The organism is Streptomyces sp. NPDC050416 (assembly GCF_044458845.1).
Classification (GTDB): Bacteria; Actinomycetota; Actinomycetes; order Streptomycetales; family Streptomycetaceae; genus Streptomyces.
Genome location: NZ_JBITII010000013.1, coordinates 1 through 21,341, shown reverse-complemented (window position 1 = coordinate 21,341; position 21,341 = coordinate 1). Strand labels below are relative to the sequence as shown.

The following is a 21,341-nucleotide window of genomic DNA, read 5'->3' as shown; positions in this document are numbered from 1 at the left end:
GCCGACACCGGGGAGGCGTGCGCCGGTGCGCCGTTGCTCACGCCCGGAGCCGGACGGGACGAACGCCCGGGCTCCGGCCGGGTGCCCGAAGTTCCCATTTGACACGCGCAGTTGCCACAGTCACGGCCCTGCTCGACGCTCCGTGGCCGCAGTTGTCCTACAGGAATGCGAAGTTGCCGGAACGCACTCCGAGTCACCAGCCGTACATTCGACTCGTACGCCGGACGGGAACCTCGAACTCCGACCCCACGGGCCGCTCCGAGGCCCCGGCACTCCGCCCGCACGCAGACCCCGAACCCCCACCCACGCACGAACGCGGGGCCCGCCCCAGGTGCGGGCCCCGCGTTCGGTGGTTGTGGCTTCCCCGTCGGGGGCGCGACGGCGTGCGTCAGCTGCCTCCGCCGCCGCAGCCACCTCCTCCACCGCCCCCGCCGCAGGACGACCCGCCTCCGCAGGACGAGCCGCCGCCGCAGGAGTGTCCGCCGGACGAGCCGGAGTCTCCCCCACCGGCCCACCAGCTGCCGCTGCCGCTGCCGCCGGAGGACGCGGCCCCGCGACGCGCCCTCTGCCCGGAACCGCCCCCGCGTGCCTTGGACACCAGCGCCCCGACCAGGACGACTCCGATCACCGCCAGGATGATGCCGACAACCATGGCGCCACCCTCCTTCCGTTTCCCCCGAAGCGGCCCCCCGTGGGCGCCTCGCTCTTGCGTGAACAGGGGATGCCCGCCCCCGGCTCGCCCCAAAGCGGAGTTGAGGAACTCCAGAGCTTCGGCGGAGGATGACCCGCATGACCTCCAGTGCGCGCCCCCTCCTCAACCGCCGGCTCGCCGAGTTCGGGACGACGATCTTCGCCGAGATGTCCGCCCTTGCCCTGAGCACCGGCGCCATCAACCTCGGGCAGGGCTTCCCCGACACCGACGGTCCCGAGGAGGTCAGGGAGGCCGCCGTACGGGCGCTGCGGGACGGGCTCGGCAACCAGTACCCGCCGGGCCCCGGCGTCCCCGAGCTGCGCACCGCGATCGCCGCCCACCAGCAGCGGCGCTACGGACTGTCGTACGACCCGGACAGGGAGGTCCTCGTCACCGCGGGCGCCACGGAGGCCATCGCCGCCTCACTGCTCGCCCTGGTCGAGCCCGGCGACGAGGTGATCGCCCTCGAGCCGTACTACGACTCGTACGCGGCGTGCATCGCGATGGCGGGCGGGCGCCGCGTGCCGGTCACGCTCCGCCCGGACGACGGCCGCTTCCGCCTGGACCTCGACGAGCTGCGCGACGCCGTCACCGACCGCACCCGGCTGCTGCTGATCAACACCCCGCACAACCCGACCGGCACGGTCCTCACCCGCGCGGAGCTGGCCGCGATCGCCGAGCTGGCGGTGGAGCGGGACCTGCTCGTGGTGACGGACGAGGTGTACGAGCACCTGGTCTTCGACGACGCCGAGCACGTCCCGCTGGCGACGTTCCCGGGGATGCGCGAGCGTACGGTCACCATCGGGTCGGCCGGCAAGACGTTCTCGTTCACCGGCTGGAAGGTCGGCTGGGTGACGGCGGCCCCGGAGCTGGTCACGGCGGTGCGCTCGGCGAAGCAGTACCTGACGTACGTCTCGGCGGGCCCGTTCCAGTACGCGGTCGCCGAGGCCCTGGCGCTGCCCGAGTCGTACTTCACGGCCTTCCGGGACGACATGCTGGCCAAGCGGAACCTGCTGGCGGCGGGCCTGGAGGAGGCCGGTTTCCGGGTCTTCCGCCCGTCCGGCACCTACTTCGTCACCACCGACATCCGCCCCCTCGGCGAGACGGACGGCTTCGCCTTCTGCCGCGGCCTGCCGGAACGCGCCGGTGTCGTCGCCATCCCCAACGCGGTCTTCTACGACCACCGTGAGGAGGGCGCCCCGTTCGTACGGTTCGCGTTCTGCAAGCGGACGGGGGTGCTGGAGGAGGCCGTGAAGCGGCTCAGGGCGCTTTAGACACGCCGGGTGGCCACGCCAGTGCCTGACGGTCCGGCCTGCCCCAGTGCGGACCGTCCGTCCGTCACGGCCAGGTGCGCTCGATGCGGTCGCGTCGTACCGCGTAGGCGGCGGGTCCACCCCTGCCGACTGCCCGATGGATCGCCTCACGGTGTGCGTCGAGCCGTTCGACCATCTCGACACTGCGGAGCTGCTGATTGTCGAGGTAGAACAGCACTGCCTCTCGCTCCAGGACCGGTCGGATCTCCAGGTCCCTGCCGCGTACGTACGTGGATCACGCCGGAGGTCGTAGCTCCGGCGTCGGCGCGCAGGCGCGCGTTAGACTGCGGGTCAGCCATCGGGAAGGGGTCAACGGTCCGTGTCCCGCACCTGCAAGCCGGTCACTCGCACGGGTGACGCCCGCCCGTCGGCGCGGGGAGGGTGGGTGGGCGGGTAGTTCTTTCCCCCCGGTTCTTTGGGGAGGTCAGCGGCTGACCGGACCCTCGCGGGCAAGGGCCCGGTGGGCCCGCAATGCGGACGGCGACCGGGAACCGGCCCCCTCAGGGACGGCCGCGCCGCGCCTTCAACTCGCCTATGAAGGCGGCCCAGGAGGCGGCTTCGAAGCACAGCGCCGGACCGGCCGGGACCTTGCTGTCACGGACGGGGACGACGGCCGGGAACCCGTCGGCCACCTCCACGCAGTTGCCGCCCTCCTGATTGCTGTAGCTGCTCTTGCGCCAGGCGGCGCCGTTCAGATCGGGACGGGACCTTCGCTCCACGGTGGTTGTCCTCCATCACTGAGCGGATCATGTCGAGTGACATGAGCGGGGGCAGAGCTGCCGCCCGCAGCCGATCGTAGGTCAGCGCGAAGTACTTGACCTCGTCCGGATCCTCGATGAGTTGGCCGTAGTGCGCGCCTTCCGTGTAGGCGACCTCCGAGCCGTCAGGCATGGCGAGCACCGTGAGCGAGCCGCCCATGACCTCGTGCTCGCCCTGATCGAACGGCAGTACCTGCACGGTGATGTGAGGTTCCTCCGTGGCCCCGAGCAGCCGCGCCAACTGCTCACGCATCACCGCCAGGCCGCCGACCGGACGCCTGAGCACCGCCTCGTCGAGGACCACGCACAGCTCGGGCCGATCGGGCGTGCCGAGACGCTCCTGTCGTCCCATGCGAAGGGTGACCCGCTCTGCCAACTGCTCTTGGCTGCCGAGTGTTCGGCCGACGCTCAGTACCGCCCGCGCGTAGTCCTCCGTCTGCAACAGACCCGGCACCACATGAGCCGCGTACTCGCGGATGGCCACCGCCCGCTCCGAGTACTCCATGAACCTCCGCGACCAGTCCGGAAACGCCTCCCGGTACACGTACGGCCACAACTCCACCAGCAGGTCGTCCGCGCCGAGGACCACGTCCAGCGCACGCGCCAGCGCCAGCGTCGGCTTCGCCCCGGACGCCCGCTCGATCTGCGTGATCCGCGTGCTCACCACATGCGTCAGGTCACCCAGCTGAGTCTGGGTCAGCCCCGCCGCTATACGGAGCCTGCGCACCCGCGCACCGAACAGCGCCGCCATCGACGTGCTGGGGTCAATTCCGTTGGCCAAGGCATCACTTCCGTTCCTTACGGCCTCAAAAGTAAGGCTGTGCCCCCTGTCGAGCGTAGGACGATCGGCCGACCCTTGAGCACGGAACGTGATGATCCGTGTGCGCCGCGGAGCGCCTCGGCTCGACAGAAAAGGACGAACAGGCCGTGCTGACAGAAACCGCCTCGCTCACGCTGCAGTTCCCCTCCTCCCCGCGTGGTGCGCAGCGCGCCCGGCGGCACGCCGTCCGGTGGATGGAGGAACGGGGCTTCCCGCCGGCGTCGGACGTGTCCTGCGCGGTCGCCCTCGTCGTCGGCGAACTCGCGGCGAACGCCGTACAGCACGGTCGGGTCCCCGGCCGGGAGTTCGGTCTCCGGCTCGCCGTCGACCGGGCTGCGGGGCTGCTGCGTGTCGAGGTCGCGGATGCCGCTTCCGCGAGGCGGCTGCCTACGGCCGCGCCCTCGTCGTCTCCCGATGGTGAGTCCGGCCGGGGGCTGCTCCTGGTGGACGTCCTGGCCGTGCGCTGGGGGTCGACGCCTCGCAGCCCGGTGGGCAAGACGGTATGGGCGGAGCTGTGTCTTCAGATCTGATGGCGATCCGGGAGTCCGTCGTCAGCGAGCGTCCGCGTCCGGCTCCGGGCGCGGGAGCTCGTCGAGGTCGAGGGTGAAGGTGCGGCCGGGATGCCGTAGCGGCCGTACTTCGCGGTGCAGTCGTCGTAGTCCCTGCGTGCGGAGGAGGTCGAGACGACCTCGGAGATCAGCAGGACGTCCTCGAAGCTGTAGCGCTTGCCTTCCTTGCGTGCGTCCTCGCGCAGGATCGCGAGGTCGGGGGCGGAGTTCTCGTCGGCGGGGAAGTCGATGTAGACATCGGAGGTGGCCTTCGCGTGACGACCGAGGGCGAGAGCGGAATCGATCTGCATCGACCTGATGGTGCTGGAGTGCTCTTCGCTCCGCGGGGTCAGGATCACCTTTCCGTCGGACTCGAACAGAACCGTGTATCCCTTGGGGAACTCGGTGCGCAGGATCGCGTCGACGCTCATGGACGGCTCCTTTCCCTGTGCGGCGCACGAAAAGGCACACGGCGCGTACAGCACGTACCTGCTCGTACGCGCCGACGCGCCGCTTGGGGCGGAGGCCTGCCGGCCTACTCCTCGTCCTCGGGCTTCTCCGCCTCGTTGATCTCCTCCTCGAGGCCCAGCTGCTCGATGAGCCACTTGTCGAACTCGATCGCGGCCCGCACCCAGCTGACCGTCGAGGAGACGAAGTGCTCCAGGCTCACGCCCATGCCGATCAGCATCTGGGCCTCGCCGATGAGGCGGACCGTGCCGTCGTCGTGGGTGTGGCTGTAGACCTTGGGCCACAGGGTGCGGCGGTTCCAGTCGTCGATGGACTCCAGGATCTGCGGCTTGGCCTCGATCTCGTGGGGCCGGTCGTAGAACGTCCGCACGGAGAAGACCTGCTGGTCTCCCTCACCCCGGAACATGAAGTAGGTGCGGAACTGCTCCCACGGCGCCGCGAGGTCTCCCTCGTCGTCGACGACGTACTTGAGCTCCATCTGGTCGAGGAGCTGCTTCACGAGGTCCTGATCCGGGACGACGGGGCCCGCCGGTCCTTGCGGCTGCGGCTCGGGCTGGCCCCCGAAGTTCGGAATCGAGGACGGGTCGATGGTCACCGTGAATTTCCCTTCGTACGGATCCCGCCATCCTCCCCCATGCGGGGAGGGGGGTGGCAAGCCCCGACTACCCCGCTAAGCCCATGGCTGACACGATCCGGTCAACCGCAACCTCCAGGTGCCGCACGCCGTCCTCCTGGATGACGGACGGAGGGGGTCACGATGGCGGAACCGGGCAGGGGTCACACGCGGTGGCGGCTGCTCCTGCCCGTCCTGGCCGTGCCGGTGCTCGTCCTCGGGTTCCTGATCGTCGGCCTCTTCGCCTGGGCCCTGTCGGACGACGAGAGCCCGCGCGCGGGGGCTCAGACGGAGGTGACCTGCGCCGAGGCGCTGGCCTTCGGTGGTGCCTCGGCCCCGGCGCACGCCCACGTCGGAAACTGCACCCTGCAGCAGGGCATCGACACCGCGTACACGGTGGTGCTGCGGATGCCGCGCGAGGACGTGCGCGACTGGCTGCGCGAGACGTATCCGAAGGCGCCTGAGGCCCGCTCGGACGCCTCCTGCGGGGCGCTCTGTCTCGACGTGAGCCATGAGGACGGCCTGCCCGCCACGGCCGGGGCCCACGTGGTGCAGGTGCGCGTGGAGCACGAGAACGCCGAGACGGCGCGGGTGCGCTTCTCGGCGTTCACGATGTGATCGACGGTCCCGATGTGATCGACGGCCCTACAGCGTCTTGCCCGTCGCCGGTCCCACCAGCAGTTCGTCGCCGACGCGGTCCACCCGGACCGTGTCGCCGTCCTTGATCTCGCCGGAGAGGATCTCCTTGGCGAGCCGGTCGCCGATGGCGGTCTGGACGAGGCGGCGCAGCGGGCGGGCGCCGTACGCCGGGTCCATGCCCTCCTCCGCGAGCCAGGCCAGGGCCTCGGGCGTGACGTCCAGGGTGAGGCGCCGCTCGGCGAGCCGCTTGGCCAGGCGTTCGATCTGGAGCTTCGCGATGCGTTCCAGCTCGGGCTTGGTCAGGGCGGCGAAGACGACCAGGTCGTCCAGGCGGTTGAGGAACTCCGGCTTGAAGGAGCTCCGCACCACCTCCAGGACCTGTTCCTTCTTCTCCGCCTCGCTGGTGAGCGGGTCGACCAGGAACTGGCTGCCCAGGTTCGACGTCAGCACCAGGATGGTGTTGCGGAAGTCGACCGTGCGGCCCTGGCCGTCCGTGAGACGCCCGTCGTCGAGCACCTGGAGCAGGATGTCGAAGACCTCGGGGTGGGCCTTCTCCACCTCGTCCAGCAGGACGACGGAGTACGGACGGCGGCGCACCGCCTCCGTGAGCTGGCCGCCCTCCTCGTAGCCGACGTATCCGGGCGGGGCGCCGACCAGCCGGGCCACGCTGTGCTTCTCGCTGTACTCCGACATGTCGATGCGGACCATCGCCCGCTCGTCGTCGAAGAGGAAGTCGGCGAGGGCCTTGGCCAGCTCGGTCTTGCCGACACCGGTCGGGCCGAGGAAGAGGAAGGAGCCGGTGGGGCGGTCGGGGTCGGAGATCCCGGCGCGGGACCGCCGTACGGCGTCGGACACCGCCCGCACGGCCTCCGTCTGGCCGATGAGCCGCTTGCCCAGCTCGTCCTCCATGCGCAGCAACTTCTGCGTCTCGCCCTCCAGCAGACGCCCGGCGGGGATGCCGGTCCAGGAGGCGACGACGTCGGCGATGTCGTCGGCGCCGACCTCCTCCTTGACCATGGTGTCCCTGGCGACCTCCTCCTCGGCCTCGGAGGCGGCCTCCAGTTCCTTCTCCAGGGCGGGGATCTCGCCGTAGAGCAGCTTGGAGGCGGTGTCGAAGTCGCCGTCGCGCTGGGCGCGCTCGGCCTGGCCGCGCAGTTCGTCGAGGCGTTCCTTCAGCTCACCGACGCGGTTGAGGGACTGCTTCTCCTTCTCCCAGCGAGCGGTCAGGCCGCGCAGCTCCTCCTCCTTGTCGGCGAGGTCGCGGCGCAGCTTCTCCAGGCGCTCCCGGGAGGCCGCGTCGGTCTCCTTGCCGATCGCCAGCTCCTCCATCTTCAGCCGGTCGACGGCGCGCTGGAGTTCGTCGATCTCGACGGGCGAGGAGTCGATCTCCATGCGCAGCCGGGAGGCCGCCTCGTCGACGAGGTCGATGGCCTTGTCGGGCAGGAAGCGGGAGGTGATGTACCGGTCGGAGAGGGCGGCGGCGGCGACCAGCGCGCTGTCGGCGATCTGCACCTTGTGGTGGGCCTCGTACCGTCCCTTGAGTCCGCGCAGGATCGCGATGGAGTCCTCGACGCTCGGCTCGGCGACCAGCACCTGCTGGAAGCGCCGCTCCAGGGCGGCGTCCTTCTCGATCCGCTCCCGGTACTCGTCCAGCGTGGTGGCACCCACCATGCGCAGCTCACCGCGCGCGAGCATGGGCTTGAGCATGTTGCCCGCGTCCATGGCGGAGTCGCCGCCGGCACCGGCCCCCACGACGGTGTGCAGTTCGTCGATGAAGGTGATGATCTGCCCGTCGGATTCCTTGATCTCGGCGAGGACGGTCTTCAGCCGCTCCTCGAACTCGCCCCGGTACTTGGCCCCGGCGACCATGGCGCCCAGGTCGAGCGCGACGAGCCGCTTGTCCTTGAGGGACTCCGGCACGTCCCCCTTGACGATCCGCTGGGCGAGCCCTTCGACGACGGCGGTCTTGCCGACGCCGGGCTCGCCGATGAGCACGGGGTTGTTCTTGGTCCGGCGGGACAGCACCTGCACGACGCGCCGGATCTCCTGGTCCCGCCCGATGACGGGATCGAGCTTGCCTTCCCGCGCCGCGGCGGTGAAGTCCGTCCCGAACTTCTCCAGGGCCTTGTACTGCCCCTCGGGGTCGGCCGTGGTCACGCGCCGGGCGCCCCGCGTCTTCTGGAAGGCGTCCTGCAGCTTCCTGGCGTCGGCGCCCTGCTGGGACAGCACCTCGCCGGCCGCGCCGCCCTTCGCGGCGATGCCGATGAGGAGGTGCTCCGTGGAGAGGTACTCGTCCCCGAGGTCCTTGGCACGGGCCTGCGCGTCCGCGACGACGGCGAGCATCTCGCGGTTGGGCTGGGGCGGCGCCACGGTGGACCCGGTCACGCTGGGCAGCCCGGCGAGCACGCGCTCGGCTCCGGCGCGTACGGCCGCCTGGTCGGCGTCGACCGCGGCGAGCAGATCGGTGATGTTCTCGTTGTCCTGCCCCTGGAGCAGCGCCAGCAGCAGGTGGGCTGGGGTGAGGTCGGGGTGGCCCTCGGTCACGGCCCGGTTGCTGGCCGCGTTGATGGCGTCCCGGCTCCTGTTGGTCAGCTCGGCGTCCACGTTCGCGTTCTCCTCCTTGCACTGACCCGAACGACTTGCACAAAGTTGAGTCTAGTCCACTCAAGGCGGATTCGGGGAGGGAGACAGGGGCTAAGTTCCGGGGCATGGCGACCAAGTACTCCGTAGATCCGGGTGCCCCGGACCCGCCGTATCTCGCCTTCTGGCGGGAGCGGCATGTGTGCACACTGACGACCCCGCGCCGGGACGGCACCCCGCACGTGGTACCCGTCGGTGTCACATACGACCCCGAGGCCCGGCTCGCTCGGGTGATCACCAACAAGGCGAGCGCCAAGGTGCGGCACGTCCTGGCCGCAGGGGAGCGGGGGGCGGCGGTCGCCGTCTGCCAGATGGAGGGCCGGCGCTGGGCGACGCTGGAGGGCCGGGCCTTCGTCCGCACGGAACCGGAGCGGGTGGCCGAGGCGGAGCGCCGCTATGCGGAGCGCTACGGACGGACCCCTTCGCCGAACCCCGCGCGCGTGGTGATCGAGATCGAGCTGACGCGGGCGATGGGGCGAGGGTGAGAGAAGTTGAGCGGAGTGAAAATCCACACCGGTGATCGATTGAATCCGGCCACGGCGTGACTCGGGTGATACCCGGAAATGTCCCCGGAAACTGCAGCGGCGTCACCGTGTTCAGGTCACGGTGACGCCGCTGCGGGGGGAAGCACCTGAGCGATCTTTTACGACGGGGGAATCGCGTCAGGCACTGCGGGGGGTGGCAGAGATGGTCCTGGGGACGGGAGAGTCGGCTTCCACCTGCTCGTGGTCCCTCTGGTCCAGGTTCACAAAGATCATTCCGTACCGTACGGCACACCGCACGGGCTGCGGCGCCCCCCGAGGCCGCCGCAGACACCGGTAAGCCCGTACGTCCTCGTCCTCGTCCCGCGTGACGACCACCGGCTCGCCGAACACGGTCACCATCAACGAGTCACCGCTGTGGGGGATGGCGGTGACCAGGTCGATGAAGTGCCAGCCGGAGCGGTAGGCGGTGGCCATTTCGCGGCGGAAGGAGCGGTCGTCGGGTGGAGTGGTCACGTCATCGCTCCGAGTCCGCGACGATCGCCGGCCAATGACTGTCCGCCAGGACATTGCTCGTGGCATCGCTCGCGACGCTCTCAGGCCAATGACTGTCCGCCCGGGTGTCATCCGCGCCGGAGTAACCACTCACTCCGATGAGCGCGACGGCTGAGAGGGCGGCAGCAAGCACCGAGCGAAGCAGTCTCTTGCGCATAGTCGGCTTCGTCCTCACTTGTGAGTCTCCTCTTCCCCCGTCAGGTAAGACGATGGCTCATTCGAACACGTCATGGCCACACAATCAGTGCATCATGTTCCTGCATGTTCAGGACCCTGGGGGGTGGAGATTTCGTGGCAAATCAGACTAAGGCGGCGCATCCCCATGCGGTGACCGAACTGTGCGAGGAAGGTAACCGACTTTACGCGAACGCCCTGCGTGCGGGGCGGATCGCCCGCACGGACGTGATCTCCGCCCCTTGTCTGATGGAGTTGGCCCTTCTCCATCCGGATCCGGACGACGAGAACCTGCTGCGCCCGGTGCCGCCGGCGGTCGCTCTCGCACAGCGTCTGCACCCCATCGAGCGCGACATCGCGGAACGTCGGCAGTTGTCCATCGCACTCACTGACGTGTTCGAGCCGTTCATGGCCCTCAGCGCCCAGGAAGCCGCGACCGACCACTCGATCACGGTGCTGGAGGGCGGCGACCGGATCAACGCGGCCCTCAACTTGGCCACGGCCCAATGCCAGACCGAGATGCTCACCATCCAGCCCAGCGACGACCGCTTCTCCGAACGCAGCCTCACCCAGGGGCTCGAACGGGACAGGGCCATGATCGAGCGCGGCGTCCGGATCCGGACGCTCTACCAGCACACGGCGCGCCACAGCCCCCAGAAGCTGGCCTACGTCTCCCAACTCGCGAACGGCAAGGCGGAGTACCGCACGATCGACGAGGTGGTGGAACGTCTCATCGTCTGCGACGAAAGCGTCGCGTTCATTCCGACTCGCGACGACCAGCAAGTCGCCTTGGAACTCCGTCATCCCGGACTCGTCCGGTACCTGGTCAAGGTCTTCGAGTTCATGTGGAGCCGGTCCGTTCCACTGAGCGCCGGCGCCCCGTACGAACCTGCGGCGGACGGCATCACGGACATCCAGTACTCCATTGCCAAACTGCTCGTGGAGGGGCATGTGGACGAGGCCATCGCCCGCCGCCTCGGCATGAACGTACGCACCTGCCGGGCTCACATAGCCAAGCTTGCCGCCACCCTCGGCAGTGGCAGCCGCGCCCAACTCGGCTATCTCATCGCGCAGTCCGGGATCCTGGAACGTGAGGGAGTGGCCCAGTGACCTCGGCGCGGCATCCGCAGCACAGCGCGGAACAGCTGTGCTCGACGGGAAGACAGCTGTATGAAGAGGCCCTGCGGCAAGGGGACTTGGCAGCCGAGGCTGCCGACGCGGCCCCGTGTCTGATCGACTTGGGACTGCTCCGCCCCAGCGGCGACAGCCTGAGCCGATTAGAGCCGGTCGCGCCGGTCGTCGCTCTGCAGCAGCTCCTGCGTGCCTCCGAGGAGCAGATCGCCCAGCAACGGCGGCGCGAGGCACGGCTGGCGGAGACCTTCGACCCCCTCATGCGACTCGACGGCTGTCCGGAGGCCACCGACACCCCGCACCTCCGTACGCTCTCCGGCACGGAGCAGATCAACCGGGCCATCACCGAGGCCATGGCCGAAGCGTCCCGGGAGGTGCTCACGGTCCAGCCCCGTACCGGTCTCACCGGACGACGCGGTGAGGAGTCCAACGCGATAGCGCTGGTCCGGGACCAGGAAGTACTGGATCGCGGAGCACGTGCCCGCACCCTGTACCCGCACACACTGCGCCACTTCCCCAGCATCGCGGCCCGTCATGAGCGGCTGGTGGGAGACATCGAGGCCCGTAGCCTTGACGAGGTCACCGACCGGATGATCCTGATCGATGCCGCTGTCGCCTTCATCCCCGCGAATGCGGACGGCACCGTCGCCCTGGAGATCCGGCACCCGGCGATCGTCCGCCACCTCGCCACCACCTTCGACCGATTGTGGCGCCTGGCGACCCCCATGTACCCCGAGGCTGTCTCCCCGCCCTCCAGCAACGGCATCACCCCCCGCCAACGCGCCATAGCCACCCTCCTGGTCGAAGGCCACACCGACGCCGTCATAGCCGACCGGCTCGGTATGAACATCCGCACCGCCCGCGTCCACATCGCCAAGCTCGCGGCGACGCTGGGCAGTCAGAGCAGGGCCCAACTCGGGTTCCTCATCGGACGCTCGGGGATTCTCGACCAGGAGCACTGAGGGACGTGGTGGAGTGCTGTGGGCCGTCCAGGCCCGCCTGGGCGATCCGTACTCCCAACTGCGTACGGCTCGCCGCCCCCAGCGTCTCCGACAGCCGGGCGATATGCGCCCGGCACGTCCGGACGCTGATGCCCAGGCGTTCCGCGATCACCGCGTCCTGGTGCCCTTCCGCCAGCAGGGCCGCGATCGACTGCTCCCGGTGGGAGATGCCCTCGATGCCGGTGTCGGGCAGCGGCGCGGTCAGCGGGATGGCCAGGCGCCAGAGCCGTTCGAACACCGTGACCAGGTACTCGACGATCGCCGGGTGCCGTAGCTCCAGGGCCATCGTGCGGTCGGTGTTGGCGGGGATGAAGGCCACCGTCCGGTCGAAGAGGATCAACCGGTCGATCACCTCGTCCAGCGTGCGCGCCTCCACCGCGTCGCCCATCAGCTCCAGATAGGTCATCAGACCCTGCCCGTGCCGGGCGACATGCGTGTACAGGTCCCGCATCCGCACGCCCCGGCCGCGCAGCGCCAGCGCCCGGTGCAGCCCCTCGGAGAGTTCCGCCTCGCGCCGGATGCCGCCGGGCTGCACCGTGAGCACCTCGGTCCTGCACGCCTGGGTCGCCTCGTCCATCGCGGCCTGGATCCGGGCGAGGCCGTCCAGCACCCGGATCGCCGAGCCCTCGGCCGCCGCCGGGGCCGGCTGTACGTGCCGCCCGAGCCCGGCGTACCACTCGAACGCCGCCACGGCCGAACCCACCCGCCGCTGGCTCGCGCTGACCTCGTCGTACATCCCGCGCAGCAGCCGGGTCATGACCTCCTGCGGGGAGGTCGGCACCAGCCAGTCCATGTCGTCGGGGTCGGGGTGCAGCAGGGCGAGTTCCAGCAGACAGGGCACCGGATCCGCGTCCCGGCGCGGCACGCGGCCCCGCCGTACGGCCCGGGAATACACGCGATCCCCGGCCTCGCACAGTCGGTCGGCACCGTGTGGATGCTCCTCCGCCCCGTGCCCGGCCATCGCCCGTCCCACCCCCGGTTTCGCCGCCTTGCCGCAGCGGCAACTATGCGCGGCCTGCCCCTGCTCCGCAACACGGCTCCACCGCGGCAGCGTTCCGTTTCCTCCAGGCCCGGCACTTCGATGAGCGCCCCGGCCTCGGCACGGACGCTGCGGTCCCAGAAGCGGCTGGGCGCGGCTAGGCGCCGTCGCCGTCGCGCGTGAGCAGTGACTCCACCCGTTCGTAGGCCGCCCAGTCACGGAAGTGACGCGTGTACAGGTCGGCGTCACGGCCGAGATCGGGGTCCTCGGCCTCCTTCACGTCGACGATCGCCCGGAGCCGCCAGGTGACCGTCTCCTGCCGGTCGTTCACGTAGCTCGTCTCCGCCTCGCGCGCCCGCCGCTCGACCCGCTCTCGGGCGGACCGCTCGTCGGCCGCGTGCACCAGGACGATGTTCTCCTGGTACAGGGGCTGCTCCTCTGTCCCGGCTGCGGCCGGGGACGATGTGGTCGCCTCCATCACCACCAGGGCGATGTAGGGCTGCGGGGCCGGCTGGTCGGCACCGGTCCGGTCGGTCACGCTCGCTCCTGTCCGCATGTCGGTCCCCCGTGGGCCCGCCTACTTCAGTCCGATCGCCTCGCAAGCCGCCTCATACTTCGCCGTGCAGATGTCCGACAGCTTGTAGACGTCGTCCGCGACCACCGTGTCCTTGATGTTCTCCTTGGTCAGGGCTACCACCGGCACGAGCTGGGCGGGGATGCCCTTGTGGGTGGGGCTGTCGACCTTGTCGCGGGTGAGGGCGGCGAACTGAATGTCGCGGCCCTGGACCTTGGCCACGGCCATCTCCGCCGCGTTCTCGGCCTCCTGCGGGTACGACTTGTACACGCTCATGTACTGGTCACCGGCGATGATCCGCTGCACCGCCGGGAGCTCCGCGTCCTGGCCGGTGATCGGCGGCAGGTCGGTGACGCCCGCGGCCTGAAGCGCCTTGACGATGCCGCCCGCCATGCCGTCGTTGGCGGAGTACACCGCGGCGATGTCGTCCTTGCCGATCTTCTGGATCGCCTCGGCCATGTTGGCCTCGGCGTTCTCCGGCTTCCAGTCCTTGGTGTCGAAGGACTTCGCGATCGTCACCTTGCCGTTCAGCTCGGACATCGCACCGGCCTTGAACTGCTTGGCGTTCGGGTCCGTCGGTGAGCCGTTCATCATGACGATCTTGTCGGAGAGGCTCGCCTTCTCGCCGATCGCCTCCAGCAGGGTGCGCCCCTGGACCTCGCCGACCAGTTCGTTGTCGAAGGAGATGTACGCGTCGATCGGGCCCTCGGCCAGCCGGTCGTAGGCGATGACCGGGATGCCCGCGTCCTTGGCCTTCTGCACCTCGTCGGCGATGGCGTGCGAGTCGACGGCGTCCAGCAGGATCACGTCGACCCGGTCGTCGATCATCTGCTGCAGCTGGGCCGCCTGCGTGTCCGCGCTCGCCTCGGCGTTGGCGTACTCGACGCGGCCCCGGTCGTTGGTGAGGGACTCGACCTTCCTCTTGATGATGGGGTAGTCGAAGTTCTCGTACCGAGTGTTCGCCTTCTCCGGGAGCAGCAGGCCCACGGTGATGTCGTCGCCCTTGACCGGGCTCGCCTCGTCGCTGCTCCCGGTCGCGTTGAGCACGCCGCAGCCGGCGAGCGTGACGGACATCGCGGCCGCGGCCACGGATATGGAGATACGACGGCGCATGCGGGAGCTCACTTCGCGTGTGATTCGGACGTGGGCGCACTTTGTGGCCCATGTGACTGAAAAGCCAACGCGGGTGCGCCCCCCAGCGTCAAGCGGAACCACTTAACGAGATGACAACACCACGCTCCGCAGCAGTTGTGAAGACTCTGCGGAATCAGCTCCAAGTGACTTGCACCATCCGGTCATCGGCAGGAGGGCCGACGAAAACACCCTAAGACAGCCCAAGGCGTACGAAAGGGGCCGGGAGTCTCCTCCCGGCCCCATCCACAGGCGTACGCGCGTCAGTCCGGCTCAGTCCGACTGCTGCTGCCGTTTCGGCCGCCACACCACCAGCGCGCTGGTCTGCTGGACCTCCTGGTACGGCACCAGGTCGCGGCGGTACGACGCGTGCACCGCCGCCTCGCGCTGCCGCATGGCCGCCGCCGCGCCGTCGAGCGCGTCCTCCAGCTCGGCCACCCGGGCCTGGAGCGCGGCGACCTGGTTCTCCAGTTCGATGATGCGCTTGATGCCCGCCAGGTTGATGCCCTCGTCCTGCGACAACTGCTGCACCTGGCGGAGCAGTTCGATGTCGCGGGCCGAGTAGCGCCGGCCCCGGCCGGCGGTGCGGTCCGGGGACACCAGGCCCAGACGGTCGTACTGGCGCAGGGTCTGCGGGTGCAGGCCGGACAGCTGGGCCGCCACCGAGATGACGTAGACCGGGGTCTCCTCGGTCAGTTCATACGGGTTGCGTCGACGACCGTCCATCTGAGTCATGCTCCCTTCGCGGCCTGGAACAGCTCCGCCCGCGGATCCTCACCCGCGGTCGCCTCGCGATACGCCTCGAGCGCGTCACGAGCCTTCCCCGTCAGGTCCTTCGGAACACTCACCTCGACGGTGACCAGAAGGTCGCCGCGGGTGCCGTCCTTGCGGACCGCGCCCTTGCCCCGGGCGCGCATCGTACGGCCGTTCGGCGTGCCCGGCGGCAGCTTCAGCGTGACGGGCGGGCCGCCCAGCGTCGGCACCCGGACCTCGCCGCCCAGGGCCGCCTCGGCGAAGGTCACCGGGACGGTGACGGTGAGGTTGTCGTCCTTGCGGCCGAACACCGGGTGGGAGTCGACGTGCACGACCACGTACAGGTCGCCCGCCGGGCCACCGCGCTCGCCCGGTGCTCCCTTGCCGCGCAGCCGGATCCGCTGGCCGTCGCTGACGCCCGCGGGGATGCGCACCTGCATGGTCCGCGAGGACTTGGCCCGGCCGCTGCCCTTGCAGACCTCGCAGGCGTTCTCCGCGATCAGGCCGCGGCCCTTGCAGTCCGGGCAGGGGTCGGTGAGCGAGAAGCCACCGCCACTGCCCCGGGCGACCTGCCCGGTGCCGACGCAGGTCGGGCACACCCGCGGTGTGCCGTTCTTGTCGCCCGTGCCCGAGCAGGCCTTGCAGGGCGACTGCGAGGACATCCGCAGCGGGACGGTCGCGCCCTCGATCGCCTCGGTGAAGCTCAGCGTGACCTCGGACTCGATGTCCTGGCCGCGCCGCGGATGCGTGCGCGTCCCCGCGCCCGCGCCGCCACGGTTGAACAGGCCCCCGAAGACGTCACCGAGTCCACCGCCGAAACCGCCGGCTCCCTGGCCGCCCGGGGCGCCTCCGAAGAGGTCGCCCAGGTCGAAGTTGAAGGAGCCGCCGCCCGCACCGGGCCCGGGGCGGAACCCGCCGTTGCCGAAGAGGGCGCGTGCCTCGTCGTACTCCTTGCGCTTCTTGGGATCGCCGAGGATGTCATTGGCCTCGGAGATCTCCTTGAAGCGCTCCTCCGCCTTGACGTTGCCCTTGTTGGCGTCCGGGTGGTACTCGCGGGCGAGCTTCCGGTACGCCTTCTTGATCTCGGCCTCGGTGGCGTCCTTGGGGACGCCGAGGACCTTGTAGTAGTCCTTCTCGATGAAGTCCTTGGTGCTCATCCTCGACGCCCCTCCTTCCCTTCGTCCGCTATGACGTCAGCCCTCTTCCGGGCCACCGCTCTCCTTGTCGTCGGCTTCGGCGGTCTCGTCCGCCTTGACCGTCTGTGCCCCCGGCTGGGGCTCGGCCACCGCCACCCGCGCGGGGCGGATGGTGCGCTCGCCGATCCGGTACCCGGGCTGCAGAATCGCCACGCACGTCGTCTCGGTGACGTCCGGTGCGTAGCTGTGCATCAGGGCCTCGTGGATCGTCGGGTCGAAGGGCTCGCCCTCCTTGCCGAACTGCTGCAGCCCCATCTTGGCCGCCGTGCTCTCCAGCGACTCGGCGACGGACTTGAAGCCGCCGACCAGCTCGCCGTGTTCACGCGCGCGGCCGATGTCGTCGAGCACGGGCAGGAGCTCGGTCAGGAGGTTCGCGATGGCGATCTCCTTGACCGCGATCCGGTCGCGCTCGACCCGGCGGCGGTAGTTCTGGAACTCGGCCTGGAGGCGCTGGAGGTCCGCCGTGCGCTCGCCCAGCGCCGTGCGGGCCTGGTCCAGCTGGGCCACCAGAGCCGCGTCCTGGCCCGTGTCCCCGGCCGGGGCCGCCCCCTCCTCCTGCGAGGGGGAGTCGGCGGCCTTCGGCTCGGCGTCGTCGGAGGTGGCGCCGGAAGGGACGTCGGGCTGCTGCTCGTCGAAGCCCGGGGTCTCCTCCGTCACGCGGCACCATCCTTCCGGTCCTCGTCCACGATCTCGGCGTCCACGACGTCGTCGTCGGCCTTGGCCTCACCGGCACCGGCGTCCGCACCGGCTCCGGCGGAGGCGCCGCCTGCGGCCTGCGCGGCGTTCGCGTCGGCGTACATCGCCTGGCCGAGCTTCTGCGAGACGGCCGCGACCTTCTCCGTGGCGGTGCGGATCTCGGCCGTGTCCTCGCCCTTGAGCTTCTCCTTCAGCTCACCGACGGCTTCCTCGACCTCGGTCTTGATGTCGCCGGGGACCTTGTCCTCGTTGTCCTTGAGGAACTTCTCCGTCTGGTAGACGAGCTGCTCGCCCTGGTTGCGGGCCTCGGCGGCCTCGCGGCGCTTGTGGTCCTCCTCCGCGTACTGCTCGGCCTCCTGGCGCATGCGGTCGACCTCGTCCTTCGGCAGCGAGGAGCCGCCGGTGACGGTCATCTTCTGCTCCTTGCCCGTGCCCAGGTCCTTCGCGGTCACGTGCATGATGCCGTTGGCGTCGATGTCGAAGGAGACCTCGATCTGCGGGACGCCGCGCGGCGCCGGGGGCAGACCGGTCAGCTCGAACATCCCGAGCTTCTTGTTGTACGCCGCGATCTCGCGCTCGCCCTGGTAGACCTGGATCTGCACGGACGGCTGGTTGTCCTCGGCCGTCGTGAAGATCTCGGACCGCTTGGTCGGGATCGTGGTGTTGCGCTCGATGAGCTTGGTCATGATGCCGCCCTTGGTCTCGATACCGAGGGACAGCGGGGTGACGTCGAGGAGCAGGACGTCCTTGACCTCGCCCTTGAGGACACCGGCCTGGAGGGCGGCGCCGATGGCGACGACCTCGTCCGGGTTGACGCCCTTGTTGGCGTCCTTGCCGCCGGTCAGCTCCTTGACGAGCTCGGCGACGGCGGGCATACGGGTCGAGCCGCCGACCAGGACGACGTGGTCGATCTCGCTGATGGAGATGCCGGCGTCCTTGATGACGTTGTGGAACGGCGTCTTGCAGCGCTCCAGGAGGTCCGCGGTCAGCTGCTGGAACTGGGCGCGGGTGAGCTTCTCGTCGAGGTGCAGGGGGCCCTCGGCGGAGGCGGTGATGTAGGGCAGGTTGATCGAGGTCTCGGTGGACGAGGACAGCTCGATCTTCGCCTTCTCGGCGGCCTCGCGCAGACGCTGCAGGGCCATCTTGTCCTTGCCCAGGTCCACGCCGTGGCCGGACTGGAACTGCTGGACCAGGTAGTCGACGATGCGCTGGTCCCAGTCGTCACCACCGAGGTGGTTGTCACCGTTGGTGGCCTTCACCTCGACGACACCGTCGCCGATCTCCAGCAGCGAGACGTCGAACGTACCGCCACCGAGGTCGAAGACCAGGATGGTCTGGTCGTCCTTGTCGAGGCCGTACGCCAGCGCGGCCGCGGTGGGCTCGTTGACGATGCGCAGCACGTTCAGACCGGCGATCTCACCGGCCTCCTTGGTGGCCTGGCGCTCGGAGTCGTTGAAGTACGCCGGGACGGTGATGACCGCGTCGGTCACCTTCTCGCCCAGGTAGGACTCGGCGTCCCGCTTCAGCTTCTGGAGCACGAAGGCGCTGATCTGCTGCGGGTTGAAGGGCTTCCCGTCCAGCTCGATCTTCCAGTCGGTACCCATGTGCCGCTTGACCGAGCGAATGGTCCGGTCCACGTTGGTGACCGCCTGACGCTTGGCCACCTCTCCGACGAGCACCTCACCGTTCTTGGCGAAGGCGACGACGGACGGCGTGGTCCTGGCGCCCTCGGCGTTGGTGATGACGGTGGGCTCGCCGCCCTCCAGAACGCTGACGACGGAGTTAGTCGTGCCCAGGTCGATGCCGACCGCACGTGCCATGGTTGATTCCTCCAGCTGACTTGAGTGGAACGGACTCAAGTGTGCACGACGGCTCCCCACCGGTCAACAGAGCTGAGTCGACCTGGCTCAAGTCTTATCCGTTCCTTACACGCAATGAGGCTCTGACCTGCGGAGATACTGAGCGTCGATCGGCGTACACAGGTACACGGGAGAGTGCGAACACCACCACGAGCGCCCCGCCCGCCACCCACCACAGGGCGTCGCTCCCGACCCGGCCGGCGTGCGCGAGTACCCCGGTAAGCACGGCGGAGAACGCCCCGAAGCCCAGCAGCAGGGTGACCCCCGGCACGGTCAGCCCGAGCCGCCGCAGCCGGTGCGCGAGATGATCCGGCCCGCTCCGCGGCAGGGCCCGCCCGCCCAGCCGCCGCGACCACAGCACCAGGACGGCGTCGGCACACACCACGGCGGTCAGCGCGAACAGCACCCCGGCGCTCTCCCCGAGGCCGAACCCGGCGCGGACGTGCACGGCGGCCACGGCGATCACGAACCCCGCGGACATGGACCCGCAACTGCCCAGTGCCACGCGCGCGGGGTGCCAGTTGTACAGCAGGAACCCGGTCAGCGCGGCGGCCAGCACGCTCATCAGCGCCGCGATCCCGTCCATCACGTCCACGGCGGCACAGGCCGCCACCCCGAAGGCGGTGACGACGGCGACCGCCCCCGCGAGTCCGTCGGCGTGATCGATCCCCCGGAAGGCGAAGGTCACTCCCACGACCCACAGGACCCCGAGCAGCCCGGTCCCCACCCCGGCCTCCGCGTACGGCACGACACACGCGGCCGCCACAGCCGTACCGGCGGCCAGCACCCGCCGCCGCAGCCGCCACACGTCGCCGACGAGCCCGAGCAGGGCGACGGCACCGCCGGCGACGAGCAGCCCGCCGATCCCTCCCCCGGCCGAACCCCACTCCTGGACGCCCGCCACCGCTCCGGCGACGACCACGACGGCCACACCCCCGGACAACGGCACCTCCCGCTGCCGCCGCCGCTCGACCAGCCGCCGCTCGACCAGCCGCAGCCGCAGGGCGGGGGCCCGGAGGACGGCCGCGAGCAGGGCGGTGAGGAGGAGGGCGGTGGCGGCGGCAGCGATCCCGTAGAGCACGGATATAAGTTAGGCGTCACTATGACAATTCGGTACGAATAACACGACAGGATCGCGGCCGGATTCCGCACCGCTCCTGAGGCGACCCTCAGCGGTTCAGATCACTGCCCACCCGGCTACAGTGCGGCGGAAAATAGGGGTAGTCTCAGACGGACTGCATAAGTTACCGCTTAGTAATCTCGGGGAACCCTGAAGAACGACCGTTTCCCCCGACAGACCCTCGCAGGCCCGAGGAGCCCCCATGCAACTCGCCGCGATCATCGTGTCGCTGGTCTTGACCGTGGTCGGCGTCGCGCTGCTCGCACGCGCGATCGGCCAGTTCGTCCGGTACTTCAAGCTGGGCCAGCCCGTGCCCGCCGGTACCCGGACCGACAACCCCTACCAGCGCAGCGTGACGCTGGTGAAGGAGTTCCTCGGCCACACCCGGATGAACCGGTGGGGCATCGTCGGCATCGCCCACTGGTTCGTGGCGATCGGCTTCCTGACGCTGCCGCCGACGATCATCACCGCGTACGGCCAGCTGTTCCAGGCCGACTGGACGCTGCCGGTGCTCGGCGGCTTCCTCCCCTACGAGCTCTACATCGAGTTCATCGCCGCGATGACGACCCTGGGCATCGCGACCCTGATGGTCATCCGCCTGCTGAACCTGCCGTCGCGGCCGGGCCGCAAGTCCCGCTTCGCCGGCTCCAAGATGGGCCAGGCGTACTTCGTCGAGTACGTCATCCTCACGATCGGCCTGGCCATCTACGTCCTGCGGGGCCTGGAGGGCGCGCTCCACCACGTGGACCACTACGAGGCCGCGTACTTCGCCTCGTACCCGCTGGTCCTGGCCTTCAAGGGCCTGAGCGTGGCGGCGCTGCAGAACCTCGTCTACTTCTTCGCGATGATCAAGCTGGGCACGACCATGATCTGGATGATCACGGTCAGCCTGAACACCAACATGGGCGTCGCCTGGCACCGCTTCCTGGCGTTCCCGAACATCTGGTTCAAGCGCGAGGCGTCGGGCGGGACGGCTCTGGGCGCGCTGCAGCCCATGACGTCCGGCGGCGAGCCGATCGACTTCACCGACCCGGGCGAGGACGACGTCTTCGGCGTCTCCCAGGTGGAGCAGTTCTCCTGGAAGGGCTTGCTGGACTTCTCCACCTGCACCGAGTGCGGCCGCTGCCAGTCGCAGTGCCCGGCGTGGAACACGGGCAAGCCGCTCTCCCCCAAGCTGCTGATCATGTCTCTGCGGGACCA

The 21,341-nt window shown here is 69.6% G+C and carries 22 protein-coding genes and 1 pseudogene; 7 read left to right on the top strand and 16 right to left on the bottom strand.

The features are described 5' to 3' along the window. Window positions 1-388: 388 nt before the first annotated feature. Window positions 389-652, bottom strand: coding sequence for a hypothetical protein (locus tag ACIBL4_RS33200; protein WP_399415481.1), 264 nt, complete (start codon window positions 650-652; stop codon window positions 389-391). A gap of 128 nt (window positions 653-780) precedes the next feature. Between ACIBL4_RS33200 and ACIBL4_RS33195 the strand changes: the two genes are divergently transcribed. Further along, the gene (locus tag ACIBL4_RS33195) at window positions 781-1,965 is read left to right on the top strand and encodes a pyridoxal phosphate-dependent aminotransferase (protein ID WP_399415480.1); all 1,185 of its coding nucleotides are present in this window, start codon (window positions 781-783) and stop codon (window positions 1,963-1,965) included. 64 nt (window positions 1,966-2,029) lie between these two features. Here ACIBL4_RS33195 and ACIBL4_RS33190 read toward each other — a convergent pair whose 3' ends face one another. From ACIBL4_RS33190 to ACIBL4_RS33180, 3 genes are all read right to left on the bottom strand, one after another. Continuing rightward, a complete protein-coding gene (locus tag ACIBL4_RS33190) occupies window positions 2,030-2,182 on the bottom strand; it encodes a hypothetical protein (RefSeq protein ID WP_399415694.1) in 153 nt (50 codons plus the stop codon). Window positions 2,183-2,504: 322 nt separating this feature from the next. Then, window positions 2,505-2,636, bottom strand: a complete 132-nt coding sequence (locus tag ACIBL4_RS33185) for a DUF397 domain-containing protein (RefSeq protein ID WP_399415678.1) — start codon at window positions 2,634-2,636, stop codon at window positions 2,505-2,507. Then, window positions 2,599-3,513, bottom strand: a complete 915-nt coding sequence (locus ACIBL4_RS33180; RefSeq protein WP_399415479.1) for a helix-turn-helix domain-containing protein — start codon at window positions 3,511-3,513, stop codon at window positions 2,599-2,601. The genes ACIBL4_RS33185 and ACIBL4_RS33180 overlap by 38 nt, the downstream gene beginning before the upstream one ends. 176 nt (window positions 3,514-3,689) lie before the next feature. Here ACIBL4_RS33180 and ACIBL4_RS33175 point away from each other — a divergent pair, with 176 nt between their 5' ends. Continuing rightward, window positions 3,690-4,112: an ATP-binding protein gene (locus tag ACIBL4_RS33175; RefSeq protein WP_399415478.1), complete on the top strand. Its 423-nt coding sequence runs from the start codon at window positions 3,690-3,692 to the stop codon at window positions 4,110-4,112. On the opposite strand, the gene ACIBL4_RS33170 is transcribed toward ACIBL4_RS33175, so the two are convergent. Beyond that, a complete protein-coding gene (locus ACIBL4_RS33170) occupies window positions 4,103-4,561 on the bottom strand; it encodes a Uma2 family endonuclease (RefSeq protein WP_399415477.1) in 459 nt (152 codons plus the stop codon). The genes ACIBL4_RS33175 and ACIBL4_RS33170 overlap by 10 nt on opposite strands. 104 nt (window positions 4,562-4,665) lie before the next feature. After that, complete coding sequence (locus ACIBL4_RS33165) at window positions 4,666-5,193, bottom strand: YbjN domain-containing protein (RefSeq protein ID WP_010032094.1); 528 nt, start codon at window positions 5,191-5,193, stop codon at window positions 4,666-4,668. A 162-nt stretch (window positions 5,194-5,355) separates the two neighbouring features. On the opposite strand from ACIBL4_RS33165, the gene ACIBL4_RS33160 reads away from it, so the two are divergent. Then, window positions 5,356-5,829 (top strand): hypothetical protein, encoded by a 474-nt coding sequence (locus ACIBL4_RS33160; protein WP_399415476.1) that lies wholly within the window; start codon window positions 5,356-5,358, stop codon window positions 5,827-5,829. A 27-nt stretch (window positions 5,830-5,856) separates the two neighbouring features. Here the strand turns inward: ACIBL4_RS33160 and clpB are convergent, their stop codons facing one another. Beyond that, window positions 5,857-8,454, bottom strand: a complete 2,598-nt coding sequence (clpB, locus tag ACIBL4_RS33155) for an ATP-dependent chaperone ClpB (protein ID WP_399415475.1) — start codon at window positions 8,452-8,454, stop codon at window positions 5,857-5,859. Window positions 8,455-8,558: 104 nt separating this feature from the next. Between clpB and ACIBL4_RS33150 the strand changes: the two genes are divergently transcribed. Then, a complete protein-coding gene (locus tag ACIBL4_RS33150) occupies window positions 8,559-8,975 on the top strand; it encodes a pyridoxamine 5'-phosphate oxidase family protein (protein WP_399415474.1) in 417 nt (138 codons plus the stop codon). Between the two features lie 177 nt (window positions 8,976-9,152). On the opposite strand, the gene ACIBL4_RS33145 is transcribed toward ACIBL4_RS33150, so the two are convergent. Then, window positions 9,153-9,488 (bottom strand): hypothetical protein, encoded by a 336-nt coding sequence (locus ACIBL4_RS33145; protein ID WP_020269590.1) that lies wholly within the window; start codon window positions 9,486-9,488, stop codon window positions 9,153-9,155. A 300-nt stretch (window positions 9,489-9,788) separates the two neighbouring features. Here ACIBL4_RS33145 and ACIBL4_RS33140 point away from each other — a divergent pair, with 300 nt between their 5' ends. Then, window positions 9,789-10,811, top strand: a complete 1,023-nt coding sequence (locus ACIBL4_RS33140) for a helix-turn-helix transcriptional regulator (protein WP_399415473.1) — start codon at window positions 9,789-9,791, stop codon at window positions 10,809-10,811. Then, window positions 10,808-11,794, top strand: a complete 987-nt coding sequence (locus ACIBL4_RS33135) for a LuxR C-terminal-related transcriptional regulator (protein WP_399415472.1) — start codon at window positions 10,808-10,810, stop codon at window positions 11,792-11,794. The genes ACIBL4_RS33140 and ACIBL4_RS33135 overlap by 4 nt, the downstream gene beginning before the upstream one ends. Here the strand turns inward: ACIBL4_RS33135 and ACIBL4_RS33130 are convergent. From ACIBL4_RS33130 to ACIBL4_RS33095, 8 genes are all read right to left on the bottom strand, one after another. Beyond that, window positions 11,757-12,794 (bottom strand): LuxR C-terminal-related transcriptional regulator, encoded by a 1,038-nt coding sequence (locus tag ACIBL4_RS33130; protein WP_399415471.1) that lies wholly within the window; start codon window positions 12,792-12,794, stop codon window positions 11,757-11,759. The two genes, ACIBL4_RS33135 and ACIBL4_RS33130, sit on opposite strands and share 38 nt — an antisense overlap. A gap of 175 nt (window positions 12,795-12,969) precedes the next feature. Continuing rightward, a complete protein-coding gene (locus ACIBL4_RS33125; protein WP_399415470.1) occupies window positions 12,970-13,350 on the bottom strand; it encodes a DUF4288 domain-containing protein in 381 nt (126 codons plus the stop codon). A 39-nt stretch (window positions 13,351-13,389) separates the two neighbouring features. Further along, window positions 13,390-14,499 (bottom strand): sugar ABC transporter substrate-binding protein, encoded by a 1,110-nt coding sequence (locus tag ACIBL4_RS33120; protein WP_399415469.1) that lies wholly within the window; start codon window positions 14,497-14,499, stop codon window positions 13,390-13,392. 291 nt (window positions 14,500-14,790) lie between these two features. Then, window positions 14,791-15,243: a heat shock protein transcriptional repressor HspR gene (locus ACIBL4_RS33115; protein WP_010032111.1), complete on the bottom strand. Its 453-nt coding sequence runs from the start codon at window positions 15,241-15,243 to the stop codon at window positions 14,791-14,793. A 5-nt stretch (window positions 15,244-15,248) separates the two neighbouring features. Further along, on the bottom strand, window positions 15,249-16,427 hold the full coding sequence (gene dnaJ / locus ACIBL4_RS33110; protein WP_356002366.1) for a molecular chaperone DnaJ: 1,179 nt from the start codon (window positions 16,425-16,427) through the stop codon (window positions 15,249-15,251). Window positions 16,428-16,463: 36 nt separating this feature from the next. After that, the gene (gene grpE, locus ACIBL4_RS33105; RefSeq protein ID WP_399415468.1) at window positions 16,464-17,123 is read right to left on the bottom strand and encodes a nucleotide exchange factor GrpE; all 660 of its coding nucleotides are present in this window, start codon (window positions 17,121-17,123) and stop codon (window positions 16,464-16,466) included. Further along, the gene (gene dnaK, locus ACIBL4_RS33100) at window positions 17,120-18,982 is read right to left on the bottom strand and encodes a molecular chaperone DnaK (RefSeq protein WP_399415467.1); all 1,863 of its coding nucleotides are present in this window, start codon (window positions 18,980-18,982) and stop codon (window positions 17,120-17,122) included. Before dnaK ends, grpE begins: the two co-directional genes overlap by 4 nt. Window positions 18,983-19,076: 94 nt before the next feature. Further along, a complete protein-coding gene (locus tag ACIBL4_RS33095; protein ID WP_399415465.1) occupies window positions 19,077-20,102 on the bottom strand; it encodes an MraY family glycosyltransferase in 1,026 nt (341 codons plus the stop codon). Between the two features lie 241 nt (window positions 20,103-20,343). Here ACIBL4_RS33095 and ACIBL4_RS33090 point away from each other — a divergent pair. Continuing rightward, window positions 20,344-21,341, top strand: a pseudogene (locus tag ACIBL4_RS33090) (Fe-S oxidoreductase); the annotation flags it as partial.